Annotated in this window: 9 protein-coding genes; 5 read left to right on the top strand and 4 right to left on the bottom strand. The window is 57.4% G+C overall.

What is annotated here, in order from left to right; genetic code table 11:
• Window positions 1-61 precede the first annotated feature (61 nt).
• The 5 genes from NHH03_RS21305 to NHH03_RS21285 all read left to right on the top strand — a co-directional run bounded on the left by NHH03_RS21305 (window position 62) and on the right by NHH03_RS21285 (window position 7,964).
• Entirely contained in the window at window positions 62-1,237 is a 1,176-nt protein-coding gene (locus NHH03_RS21305) for a fatty acid desaturase family protein (RefSeq protein WP_253159434.1), read from the top strand.
• A 77-nt stretch (window positions 1,238-1,314) separates the two neighbouring features.
• The gene (locus NHH03_RS21300) at window positions 1,315-2,337 is read left to right on the top strand and encodes a hypothetical protein (protein WP_253159432.1); all 1,023 of its coding nucleotides are present in this window, start codon (window positions 1,315-1,317) and stop codon (window positions 2,335-2,337) included.
• Window positions 2,334-2,669: a hypothetical protein gene (locus tag NHH03_RS21295; protein ID WP_253159430.1), complete on the top strand. Its 336-nt coding sequence runs from the start codon at window positions 2,334-2,336 to the stop codon at window positions 2,667-2,669. Before NHH03_RS21300 ends, NHH03_RS21295 begins: the two co-directional genes overlap by 4 nt.
• Window positions 2,666-4,042, top strand: a complete 1,377-nt coding sequence (locus NHH03_RS21290) for a methyltransferase RsmF C-terminal domain-like protein (protein WP_253159427.1) — start codon at window positions 2,666-2,668, stop codon at window positions 4,040-4,042. Before NHH03_RS21295 ends, NHH03_RS21290 begins: the two co-directional genes overlap by 4 nt.
• A gap of 199 nt (window positions 4,043-4,241) precedes the next feature.
• Window positions 4,242-7,964 carry a PVC-type heme-binding CxxCH protein gene (locus tag NHH03_RS21285; RefSeq protein WP_253159425.1) on the top strand — a complete coding sequence of 1,241 codons (3,723 nt, stop codon included), beginning with the start codon at window positions 4,242-4,244 and terminating at the stop codon, window positions 7,962-7,964.
• An 8-nt stretch (window positions 7,965-7,972) separates the two neighbouring features.
• Here the strand turns inward: NHH03_RS21285 and NHH03_RS21280 are convergent, their stop codons facing one another.
• From NHH03_RS21280 to NHH03_RS21265, 4 genes are all read right to left on the bottom strand, one after another.
• Window positions 7,973-9,175: an aminotransferase class V-fold PLP-dependent enzyme gene (locus tag NHH03_RS21280; protein WP_253159423.1), complete on the bottom strand. Its 1,203-nt coding sequence runs from the start codon at window positions 9,173-9,175 to the stop codon at window positions 7,973-7,975.
• On the bottom strand, window positions 9,165-9,602 hold the full coding sequence (locus NHH03_RS21275) for a molybdenum cofactor biosynthesis protein MoaE (RefSeq protein WP_253159421.1): 438 nt from the start codon (window positions 9,600-9,602) through the stop codon (window positions 9,165-9,167). Before NHH03_RS21275 ends, NHH03_RS21280 begins: the two co-directional genes overlap by 11 nt.
• A gap of 11 nt (window positions 9,603-9,613) precedes the next feature.
• The gene (locus tag NHH03_RS21270; RefSeq protein WP_253159419.1) at window positions 9,614-9,862 is read right to left on the bottom strand and encodes a MoaD/ThiS family protein; all 249 of its coding nucleotides are present in this window, start codon (window positions 9,860-9,862) and stop codon (window positions 9,614-9,616) included.
• A 65-nt stretch (window positions 9,863-9,927) separates the two neighbouring features.
• Complete coding sequence (locus NHH03_RS21265) at window positions 9,928-12,909, bottom strand: FAD-binding and (Fe-S)-binding domain-containing protein (RefSeq protein WP_253159417.1); 2,982 nt, start codon at window positions 12,907-12,909, stop codon at window positions 9,928-9,930.
• Window positions 12,910-12,952 lie beyond the last annotated feature (43 nt).

Genomic DNA, 12,952 nt, shown 5'->3' with positions numbered 1-12,952 from the left:
TTCGCCGCGCTATTAATACCACTGGAAATTACCGCACAGTTACCTCTGAAATTTTGCTGAGATGTCTGTTGATAGCCACGACAATCCGACGAACGTTTTCGCCGCGAGGCGTCACCATACCGACCCTAGCGATTTTGGCCAGTTGGCGTCCGACCGAAATGGGGATTCGCCCCGCGCTTTTGACCAAGGGTTTTCGTTCGTCCAAGCCAGGCACCTGATCGGTGATTTGACCACGCCCAATGCGCGCATCTATTGGACTGATTTTTTATTTTCGATCTCGGGCGGTTACCTGGCGCTCCTCGCGACGTTTTACGTTCCGCAGTTTTTTTGGCCAGCGGCCTGGGTGATCCCGGTTGTCATCGTCGCGTATGTTGCGACCGTCCTGTTGTTCATGCGGTCGGTGATGTTCATTCACGAATTGGTGCATTTGCCCAAGCGGGGTTTCACCGGGTTTCGCATCGTCTGGAATCTGTTGTGCGGCATCCCGTTTTTTATTCCTTCGTTCCTGTATTACCCTCACGTGGATCACCATCGTCGCAAGCACTATGGCACGGATCATGATGGCGAGTACCTTTCGCTCAGCCATCACAGTCGCTGGTTGATCTTGGGGTTTATCGGCCAAGCGGTCATCATCCCGTTTTTGGGATTGTTTCGATTTGTGATCCTGAGTCCGATCTGTTGGTTGGTCCCGAGCGCGCGTTCGCTGGTGCATCGTCATGCATCGACGATGCTGGTGGACCCGTTTTATCAGCGCGAGGATGCTTCGCCCAAACTAATGCGGATCGTGGTGTTGCAAGAGTGCGGTTGTTTTCTGGTCGGTTGTGGGCTGATTTTTCGACATCGGATCGCCAGCGGCCAGTGGTTCGATCCGTTTTGGATCGTTGTTTACGGCGTGGCAATTGGACTATTGATATTGAACGAAGTCCGCACACTGGGGGCGCATCGCTGGACCGGCGACGGTGGTGAAATGAGTTTTGAGCAGCAATTGTTGGATTCGGTCAACTACCCCCACCACCCCTGGATCAGTGAACTGTGGGGGCCCATCGGCACGCGCTACCACGCCCTGCATCATCTTTTTCCGCGTTTGCCCTACCACAATTTGGGTCTGGCGCATCGGCGGTTGATTGCCGGATTGCCGCCGGATTCGCCTTACCACAACACGGTGGCGACCAGTCTGACCAGCGAGATCGTGGCGCTTTGGCGGCGGGCCGCTTCTTGCGTCCGAGCGACGTCGTGAGTGATACTGCGATGCTGAAGCAGAGCACTTAGGATCCCTAGCGATTTCCTCGCGACCTCGGTATTTGGAGCAGCGGATTGAACGACAGCGAAATTCATTCGGGCTATGAATTTGAAGACGGAATGTTTTCGCGGATGCGTTCGTGGGTGGATGTCGCACCCTGGATTCGCTTGGGGCGTGTCTGTCGGATTCTTGCCTCGCCCAGCAATGTCGGCTTGGTCTTTCTGGGGGTGATCCTGACGGTGATGGTGTTGGGCTGGGGGTTGGGCGTGTTTGCACAGCGGGCTCGGTTGACGCCGCTGATGACCGACATGCAGCAACTGGCCGGGCTGGTGATCGGGCAATCCGTATTGAAATCGTTGTTTGCGGTTGGGTTTCTGGTGCTGTTGTGGACCCCAATCGTCCAGTTCGTTTGCCGATCCGGTGCGTCGTTGACCGCCGGTATGACGTTGCCCGACAATCGGTCCTCTGGGCAAATCGTGCGGACACGTTGTTGGTGGTCCTATTTGGTGCCGATCGTTCCCTGGCTGTGTTTACTGACGTTTGCTTTGCTGTTGTTTCTGGTGCGAATTCCCAGCCTGTTGGTGAACGTCCCGTTGCTTTCGATCCTCAGCGGTGGTTGCATCGGGTTGTTGGCGATCCCGGCCGGAGTGCTGGGATTCGGGGCGTTGTTTGCCATCCCGTTGGGTTTGGCTGCCATGGTCAACGAGCCCGATCCCGATCCGATCGATTCGCTCAGCCGTGGTTACGAGTATTTGTTTCGTCGGCCGTTGTCGGTGGTCTGGTACGGATTGGTTTCTGGTGTGCTGATCTATTTGTCGGGATACTTGTTGGGCGGTGTATGTGCGATGGCATTGCTGGTCGTCGGTCTGATCGGTGGCGTAGGCGGGGCGGATCCGCGGCTGATTGCGTCGGCCGCCACCGTGGTCGGCTGGTTGCTGACAGCCTGGCAATTGACGTTTGCATTTGGACTTCTAGGGGGCGTGTATTTGTTGTTGCGACGCGACGCGGGTGGACAAGAGGTCGAAGACCTTTGGTTACCGCCACAACCGGCGACGAAACCGCTGCCGAGTCTGCCGAAACAGGCGTTCGATTCATGAGTGGAACCGCTCCGCAGCCGAGTTTGCCATCGCGTCCCCCGGCCCCATCGCGACGGCGGCCTAAATTTCAGATCAGCCTGGCGCTGATGTTGTTGTTGATGGTCGTGTTTGCGTTTATTTCTGCGGCGTTGGTTTATGCCGCTCGTGTCCCCGCGATCCGCCAAGAAATCAACGTCTTGGTCTATGGCCAGCCTGACGAGGTGGGCGATGACATCGGCCGCGTGGCGCACCGCGCGTTCATCATGTTCACGTTTACATCGCCGCTACTGTTGGCATGTGTTTTGTCGACCGCGCTGGCGGTGATGAATTTTTTTCAGCGTGATCGGGTATGACGGAGCATTCGGATCTCGATTTGCCAAGCGATTTTAGCGACTCCCTGGCTACGGCATTGGGAGGTTTTTCGCCGCTGCCCGAAGGCATCCAGTCGTTTACCGAAGCACTGCTGACGCACCATCGGAGCGCCGTGCGATGTCGGCTGGGTGTTGCCAGTGAGCAGTTGTCATTTCCGGTTCGGCCGATCGATTGGTATCAGCTGGGGTTCACGCCGAGTGATGCGGACATGCGGCCCAGCCGAACGTTGGACTATGCAGCCGGCGATTTCTTTTTGCAGGATGCCGGTTCGATGCTGGCGTTGGCCGCGTGTGATGCCGACGCGCCGCCGCGGCGGGATCGATTGGTGTGCGATTTGTGCGCGGCGCCCGGCGGTAAATCAAGCGCGCTCCTGGAATCGATCGGCGATGGTTTCTTGTTGGCCAATGAGCCGATCAAATCACGGATCGCGCCGTTGGCGTACAACCTGGCGCGGACGGGCAACGATCGCTATGTGATCACCAGTCAGGACCCTGAACAATTGGCGGCGCGGCTTGGCGGTATTTTTGACCTGGTTTTGGTAGACGCCCCCTGCAGCGGGCAAGCCCTGTTGGGACGCGGCAAACAGAGTCTCGCAGCGGTTTCGTCCAAGCAGATCGAACATAGCGCAGCGCGCGGTCGGCGGATTTTGGATTCCGCGCTGCAGCTGCTGCGACCCGGTGGCCAGCTCGTGCTCAGCACCTGCACGTTTGCCGAAGCGGAAAACGAAGACCAGGTGCGTTGGATGATCGCTCAAGACGGGGTGCATCCGGCCCCCGTCGGTAGACTGGCCGACTATCTGAGTAGCGATCTGGATTGTACCTATCGTTTATGGCCACAGCGACATGATTGTGCCGGCAGTTTTGCCGCGTCGGTCCGCTACGACGGCCGGTCGACGGAGACAAAATCATCGGGGGCATCGTCATCGGGGGCAGCGAGGAAACGATCCAAGGGATCCAAGCAACGCCAGCGGTTGCCGGACGAATTAAGCCAATGGTTCGACGCCGTACCCCAGCGGACTCGTCAGTCCGGGGCTGTGATTTGGGGCTGGCCTGATGGGGTGCCGGATTGGGTCGAATCGATCGCCCAGTGCGGTCCGGAACTTGTTTATCGCACCGGTCAGACGTGGAAGCCCGCGCACGCGGCGGCGTTACGGCGAACGGGGGGCATGTCGGCAATCGAGTCGATTGATGTTGATGCGGAAACGGCGACGGCCTTTCTGGCCGGCCAACCGATCGCCTGCGCACTGACCGGCTGGTGCGTCGTCAAACACAATGGCCGAGCGCTGGGGTGGGTCAAATCGTCGCGGGGAACGGGGAAAAACCATTTGCCGGCGGCAGCGAGACTGAATCTCTGAGCGACCGGTGACGCGAATTTCGCGGCGATCTATACTGTCGTTGAAGGGATTCTGGAATTCGGCTCTGTCCGAGCGTCCAATCACCCTGACCCCGCCTACCATTCGCATTTCCCGGTCGGGTTCATGTTGGATCGGTCTGTCGACTGATTCACGCTTTAGAGATTCACCCGCTACCCGACTTATTGATTTCAGGTACCCCATGAGACGCTTTGGCAATTTATCTGTCGTTCTGATGCTGTTGCACGTGCTATTGCACGGCGCGTTAGATCAGGCCCTGGCTGAATCCCCACGATTGAACATTCAGCAAGGTCAGAAGCTGGCGACGGTCGGCAATTCGTTGGGCGAGCGAATGAACCTGTACGGGAATTTTGAAACCCGGTTGCAGCTGCGGCATGCCGACAAACAGATTGCCTTTCGCAACTTCTGTTGGCCGGCTGATGAAGTCGGCGTTCAGCAGCGGCCCGGTAGTTACACCAAAATTGACGACCCGATGGCGGTGTTTGGTCCCCAGGCCTATCTGTGTTTCTTTGGGACTAACGAATCTTATGCCGGCGATGACGATCAAGCGGTAGCGGATTTTATTGCCACGTACAAAGACTACATCGCCAAAACCAACGAGACCTACTCTGGTGGTGACGCCCAGTTTGTCTTGGTCAGTCCGGCTGCGTTTGAATCGACCGGTGATCCATTGGCTCCTGACGCGAAAAAGCGAAACGAGTCACTGAAGATTTATCGCGATGCCATTGAAAAACTGGCCCAACAAGAACAACTGCCCTTTGTCGATCTGTTCACCGAAACCCATGCAAAATTTGCCGCACAACCGGGCGCTCAATACACCATTAACGGGATCCATCTGAACGAAAACGGCGATCGTCTGGTCGCTGAACTGTTGGATCGCGGGTTGTTCAGCGACTCGCAAACCATCAAAGACGACCAATATGCATCGGTCCAAGAGTGGGTGAACAACAAGTCTTGGTTGCACCTGCAAGACTATCGCATGTTGAACGGTTGGTACGTGTATGGCGGTCGACGAACCTGGGACACCGAAACCTTTCCCAGCGAGTATCACAAGATCCGCAACATGGTCGCCGTCCGAGACCAATACATCTGGGATCTCGCCACCGGTAAGCCTGTGGCCGATCAGCCCGACGATTCTGGGACTGGCGAGGTGGTTGTTCCGGAAACCATGTTCGGCACCCGCGACGAAAACTTTCGCAAAATGCGCGAGCCCGAAGAGTTGGTGTATCCGACTCCCGAAGAATCCATCGACATGATGACCGTGCCGGAGGGGATGGAAGTCAAACTATTTGCTTCCGAGCGAGAATTTCCCGAGTTGGCCAACCCGAACCAAATCGCGTTCGACGCCAAAGGCCGCTTGTGGGTTTCCTGCATGCCGAACTACCCCCAGTGGCAACCGGGACAAAAAAAGCCTGATGATCGCTTGCTGATCCTGGAAGATACCGATGGCGACGGCAAAGCGGATCGTTGCACGACGTTCTATGACAAGCTGATTTGTCCCACCGGTTTTGAATTTTATAACGGTGGTGTGTTGGTCGTTGATGAGCCACGGATTCTATTTTTGAAGGATACCGATGGCGACGACAAAGCCGACCAGGTCGAGCAACTGGTCGATGGGATTGCCACCGATGACACCCACCACACGGTAGGGGCGTGGGAGTTTTCACATGGTGGAAACCTGCACATGTTGGAAGGCATCTCGCTTTCGACGACATTGGAAACGCCATGGGGGCCGTTCCGTAATAAAGGGACCGGCGGCGTGTATGTGTTCGATCCGAAATCAGAGCGTTTCTTGCACTACCGGACGCCCGGTTACGGCAACCCCTGGTGTTTGGTGTTTGACCAATGGGGCAACGGAATCATCGGTGACGGAACCAACGCCAAACAACACTGGATCGGTCCGCTATCGGGTAAGGAGGTCAACACCCGCAAGACGCTTGAGCCGGTGTTCAACAACGAAGGCATGCGACCGGCGGTCGGCAACGAATTCTTGTTGTCTCGTCACCTGCCCGACGACATGCAGGGGCAATTCATTTACGCCTGTGTGATCAACATGCATGGGATGCCCCGGTTTAACTTGCGAATGGAAGAAGATGGCGCTGGATACGAAGGCGAACGCGTTGACGATTTGTTGTCGTCGACGGACATGATCTTCCGCCCTGTCGATCCCAAAATCGGTCCCGATGGAGCGATCTGGTTCGGCGATTGGTGCAATGCATTGATCGGGCACATGCAGTATTCACAGCGTGATCCGAATCGTGACCACACCCATGGTCGCGTGTACCGAATGGTCAACAAGAACAAACCGTTGCTGCCGATCGTCGACCTGACGAAACTATCCGAGAAAGAATTGTTGGACGAATTGCTGGTTCCTGAATTGCGAACCCGCTACCGCGTCCGACGGGTGCTGCGTGATCGGCCACAGGAAAAGGTGCTGCAGGCGATCGACAAATGGATCGAGGGTTCCCAGGAACCACAGCGTTTGTGCGAGGCCCTGTGGATTCAAGAGAGCTTCCGGGCGGTCGACACAAAACTGGTCGACCGGATTATGCAGACCGATGATTTCCGTGCTCGCGCCGCGGCCATCAATACGGTCAGCAACGAAGTCCTGCGTTTAGATTCGGCACACGATTACTTGGCCGCCGCCGTGAACGATCCGCACCCCCGGGTTCGCTTGGAAGCCGTGCGTGGGATCAGTTTTCTGGAGACTCCCGATGCGTTGTCGCTGGCGCTGTCGGTGACCGAGCATCCGCTTGATTACTGGATCGAGTACACGCTCGAGCACACCCTGCACGCATTGAAACCGTATTGGGAACAGGCTCAGAAGTCCGAGGACTTTTTGGCGTCCAGCACCGAAGCCGCTAAAAAGTACTTCTTGCGCTACCAGCGACTGCAGGGTCCCGGTGGTGTGGCAGTGCTGCCGTTGGAGATTGCCGACGATGTCGACGCACCCGATGACGAACGTGCCAAAGCCGTTCGGACTCTGGCCGGTATCCGTGGTGGTAATGCCAAACGCGGCGAAGGCGTGTTCAAGCAAGTCTGTTCGGCGTGCCACCAAGTCGGCGAATTGGGCAAGAAATTCGGACCCGACCTGTCGGACATCGGGATGCGGATGAAGACCGAGCAAATCATTCAATCCGTGCTGATGCCCAATTCCGAGATCAGCAAGGGATATGAAACGGTCAACATTCTGACCGTCGATGGCGAGACCGTCAGCGGATTTGTGCTGGCGGAAACCGACGACACGATTTCGCTTGGTATTGCCAACGGCAAGCAGGTGGACATCGCCGTGGACGACATCGAAATCAAAAAACCGATGAAAGCCAGTTCCATGCCGGAAGGGTTGGTTAAGCAAATTGCTCCAATCGAGTTCTTGGATTTGGTCGCCTACCTGTCGGCACAAAAAAATATCCAAAAGGTTTCCCAGGATGGTTGGGTTGCGGCAAAGTACGCGACCGCACCAAAGCCACGAACCCATCGCGGATCGAGCGAAGTGTCGCAGGAAGCCGCGATCAAATTGGGCCCAAGTTTCCGCAATTCGAGCTGGAACTCGGACCCGCATCTGTCGTTGACTGCTGCCGGACCGGAAGGATTTGATTTTGCGTTCCATAGCGAGCATGACACCGAATCGCCGGCGGTCACAATTCGGTTGCCTGAGTCGAAAACGATCGAGTACCTGTGGCTACGCAATCGGCACGACAAAACGTTTCATGATCGCGCCAAAGGGTTGACCGTCTGGGTCAGTGACGACGGCGAATCGTTTCGCGAAGTCTGGAAGGCCGACAAGATGCGCGGTGAATGGATGATCGAGCTGCCAGCGGGCACGAAAGCTCAATACATTCGTATCGGCCTGGCCGGTAAAGGAACGTTTCACCTCAGCCAGATCGCCCTCTTCGGAGAGTAATGCTCCGATCAGCGACAGAGTTCGGTGAGCGCGGCGGCTAGCTGGTCTAGTTCGTCGCGACGGGTGGTCGAGCCACAGCTGATCCGTAGCGTTCCATCAGGCGGCGAGTCGATGGCCTGGTGGATCAGCGCGGCACAATGCAGTCCCGAGCGGACTTCGATTCCGAATTCGCTGTCCAGAATCATTGCCGCATCGCTTGCGGGCAAGCCGTCGATCGCGATGCTGGCGATCGGCAGTTGCAAGTCCTTGGGGCGTCCAATCACGCGCACGCCCGAGATCGCATCCAATCGCTTATACAGATCGGCGGCCAGATGCTGCGATTCGTCGGCGGACGCTGTTAAATGTTGCAGTGGCGACGCCTGTTGACGCGTCTCTTGCAGTCCGGCCAGCCAACCAGCCAGTGCCGGCACGTTCATGTTTCCCGCTTCGAAACTGGACGGGTATTCCGCCGGCATCTGCAGTGATTCCGAATGCGTGCCGGTGCCACCGAACAGGCTCGGACGCAATTGGCTGTGCAGCCGTCGGCGGACGTACAAGAATCCCGTCCCCAGTGGTCCCGAACCGCCCTTGTGCCCGGGCGCGGCCAGCAGATCAATGTGGGATTGATCGACTGAAATTGGCAGGTGCCCAAACGTTTGGGCGGTGTCACTCAGCAGCAAAGGTTTGGCGTCGGCGGGGTATCGATCGGCGAGTGCCCGTCCGATTTCATCGATCGGCTGAACGACTCCGTTAACGTTTGCCGCATGCATCACCGCCACCATTCGCGTGGCCGGTGTAATGGCCGCCAGCAGCGGACCCACAGCGACGCGGCCGGTCCGATCAACCGGCACCACGGTCAATTGAATTCGTCCCAGGGTTTCCAGGTGGTGCAGCGGTCGCAACACGCTGTTGTGCTCGGCGGCGGTGGTGACCACGTGGTCAGAGTCACCGAGAATACCGAAGATGCCGGCATTGAGCGCCGTCGTACAATTGCTGTGCAGCGAGATTTCCTGAGCATTTTCGGCGGCGATCCATTGCGCAATTTCACGTCGCAGTTGGGCGACGATTGCACCGGCGTGTTGCGACGATCGGTAGGCGCCGCGGCCCATTGCGGCTTCGCTGTGTTGCGAGAATGAATGCATCGTGTCAAGCACGATCTGCGGTTTGGGAAACCGGGTCGCGGCGTGATCCAAATAAATACGCTGACGGTCGGGCGTGGGGTCACTGGGCATCAGGATGAACCCACTGTGTCGAATCGTCGGCAAATGTTTCCCGTTTCCAGATCGGCACGTCGGCTTTCAATCGATCCATGATCCACGGTAGTGCGGCGAACACGTCGATTCGGTGGGGACTGCTACAGCCGACCAGCACGCTGGCCTGACCCAATGAAACTTCGCCCAGCCGATGAACGATCACCACACCAGTAAGTGAGTGTTGTCGCCGAGCCTGTTGGGCGAGTTGTTGCAGTTGATCGATCGCCATCGGCCGGTGGGCTTCATAGTGCAACGTTTGTGTGATTTGAACGCCGCCGGAACCGTCTGCCGTTGTTCGTCGGGTCACACCAGCAAACCACGCGTGAGCACCGGTATCGACGTCATGCAGACTGGATTCCCAGTCCGCCAGATGGATCGGCGAATCGACCAGTTCGATTTGAATCATTCGATTATTCTCTAACCTCCACTGACCGGAGGAATCAATGCGAACTCATCGGCCGTTGGCGAAACCGGATGGTCGGCTGCGACGTACTGTCCGTCGATCGCCAAGCGGCTGACGTGGATCAGCGGAGCCGCTTGCGGCAAGACTCGTTCGATAGCGGACAAGACATCGGCCGCATTGGCATTGTCGTCCACATCGATTGTGACCGAATCGGCGTCCGCTAGCTCACGGATTCCGGCAAACAGCAGGATGCGAAGTTGCACGACAGTTTACGATTGAAAAAGTAAGTCAATGAGATTGGCGGCCGCCGTCAACGTCGCCGGCGGCATCAGGAGACCGACGCTAATCCGAGTTCTTCGCCGACTTTTGGCAATCGCCCGTAGGCATAGGCCAACAACTTCAGCGGATGGATGGTTGGGATTTCGGTGCCGTGCTCGATTTGCATTTTACAGGCACTGCACTCGGTGCAAGCGCGGTGAACGCCGCTCGAGCGCATGGCGGAGATCATCGGCCAACCGATTCGCAGACTGTTTCGATAATTTTTTCGTTGCAGACCCCAGGTCCCCGCCATCCCTGAACAACCGCCTTCGATATGTTCGACGTTCAAGCCGGGGATCAGTTTCATTAGGTGGATCGACGCGGGATCGGGATCCAACACGCGTAGATGGCAGGGCTGGTGATAGGCGAATTCCAGGTCCACCGATTGCAGGTCGCGATCAAGTTGATCGTGCTGGTCCAGGGCACGCAAAAAATCACAGGCTTCGAACGAGTTGCGGGCGACCAAATAAGCGTCTTCGTCGTCTAGCAAGCTGGGGTATTCATGTTTCAAGCACAGCACTGCCGAGGGTTCGGTCGCGACGACTTGATAACCCGATCGGATCGCATCAGAAAGCATCCGTACGTTGCGGCGTGCGATTCGTCGCGCACCTTTTACGTCACCGGCGGTGATCCGCGCCATTCCGCTGCCGGACTGTGATGTCGGGACATAGATCGCGATTCCGTTTTGTTGCAAAATTTCCGCGAGCGCACGCCCAATGTCGGGATCATGAAAATTGGCGTAGTGATCGACAAAGTACAGCACTTTGGGGCCGTCACCGGCGGACGGTTTGGTCCAACGCCGGCGCGCCGAATAACGCATGAAACTGCCCGGTGCGATTGCGGGCAAGGGGCGTGCCGCGGTCAATCCAAACAGTTTTTCAGCCAACCAGCGTGCTAATCCGTTGTGAATCAACACGTTCGACAGCCACGGCAGTTGTGATCCGACCGCGGCGATGGTATCGAGCCGACAGTTCAAACGTTCTGAAAGTGATTGGCCGTTGGTGGCTACATACTGAGCTTTTAATTCGCCGACGATTTTTGGAATGTCGACCGTTGCTGGGCATTCCACGCGGCACTGGTGGCAGTTGAAACACAGGTCCGCAACCGATTTTGCGTGTTCGCCGGTCAGTGATCCGACATCGACGTTGCCACTCAATACTCCACGCAACAAATTCGCCTTGGCTCTGGGCGTGGCTTCTTCGTGACGTGTCATTCGAAACACCGGGCATTGGCGTTCCGATTGGGCCGTGGTTCTGCACCGTGCGCAGCCGTTACAGGAATTCACCGCATTGTCGATCATCGCGCCGGGCGACCACTGTTGCAGCACCGGCAATTCCGGAACCGCGACATTTTGTAGCCGTGCAGCTTGAACGATTCTTTCGGCGGCCGGGATCAAGGTTCTAGTGTCCGAGGTGACTTCGATTGATTCACCGATCGGGCGCAAGTTCTCATCGGGTTTCTGCAGCACGGCGCCAAACAGTTTGCCGGGGTTCAGCCGATGGTGTGGATCGAACAGTCGCTTGATTTGCCCCATCGCGGGCCAAAAGTCCCCGAACTGTTTTGGCAACAGCGCGCTGCGGCTTAGCCCGGCGGCGTGTTCCACACTGACTTGACCGCCATGTTTCCAGACCACTTCGGCAACCTGTTCAGCAACCTCGCGCAATTTGTTTCGTTCTGATTGCGATGACAAATCGATAAACGGTCGCACATGCAAATGACCGTGACCGGCATGGGCAAAAATGGTCGCGGTACATTCATGGTCACGCAGTGTTTTCTGAATCGCGATCAGTGTTTCCGGCAGACGTTCGGCCGGCACCGCGATGTCTTCGGTGAACGGGATCGGCAACCCAGGCCCTTTGAGTCGGCTGAGGCGTGGGGTGACACGACGGCACAGCGCCCAGAGCCGATCCCGAGTCACTTGATCGGTGGCCGAGGTGGTTTGAAAGGCTGCGTCGTTGCCGCGTGAGAGTTCGCTGGCAACAATCTGCAACCGATCGTTCAATTCGTCCAGGGATTCACCCTGCAATTCCAACAGCAACATCGCGCCGGTTTCACGCGGCAACACGCTTTCGAACTGGCGTTCGGTTTCGCGGGCGATGCCCAGCAACCGGCGGCCCATCAGATCACAGGCCACGGGACCGTATTGCAAGGACCGCACGGCGCAGCGGGCGGCCGATTCCAAACGGTGGAAGAACAGCATCAACACGCCGCGATGCGTAGGGATCGCTTCGGTGCGGACGGTCGCATCGACGACCACGGCCAACGTGCCTTGGGTGCCAACCAGGAACTTGGCCAAATCGACTCGGCCTTGATCGTCGACGATCCCATCGAATCGATAGCCGCCGCGCGCCGGTGGTGCCTGTTCGAGTTGCTCCAGACAACCCTGGTATTGGTTTTTGATTTCGATCAAGCCCCGCGCCAAACGGCCTGGTGTGCCGGGGTCATTGGGATGGTGTTTGGAGACGTCTAACCATTGCCCATCGACGGTCACGATCCGCAAGGATTCGATGTTGTCTCGTGCCGATCCGCTGCGCAGATAGTGGCTGCCGGATGCATTTGTTGCCAACACGCCGCCCATCGTGGTGATGCTTCGCGTCGCGGGGTCAGGCCCGAACCACCGCCCCAGCGGCGCCAAATTGCGATTCAATTCGGCCAGCGTCAGTCCGGCTTGCACGTTGACCGTCGAATCGGTCGGATCAATTTGCATTCGTCGCATGTAGCGTGAAAAATCAACGACCAAGCCTGGCCCGATCGATTCGCCCGCGACGCCACTGCCGCTGCCGCGGGGCTGAATTGACAGATCCTGTTCGCCGGCATACTGAACCAAGGCGACGACATCGGCCGTCGAACGCGGGCGGACCACTCCGACCGGTTGGATCTCGTAGATGCTCGCGTCAGAGGCATACAGCATGGTCGATAGCGGATCGCACAGCACATCGCCGCGCACGATGCCCCGCAAGTCGTCTTGAATACGTTGTCGATCGATCTCCATACAGTATGTTCGACTCCATCAAGCCCCCCAAGTCAACCGCATT

This window comes from Stieleria tagensis (assembly GCF_024129865.1).
Lineage (GTDB): Bacteria > Planctomycetota > Planctomycetia > Pirellulales > Pirellulaceae > Stieleria > Stieleria tagensis.
This window is presented reverse-complemented; position numbering and strand designations above follow the sequence as displayed.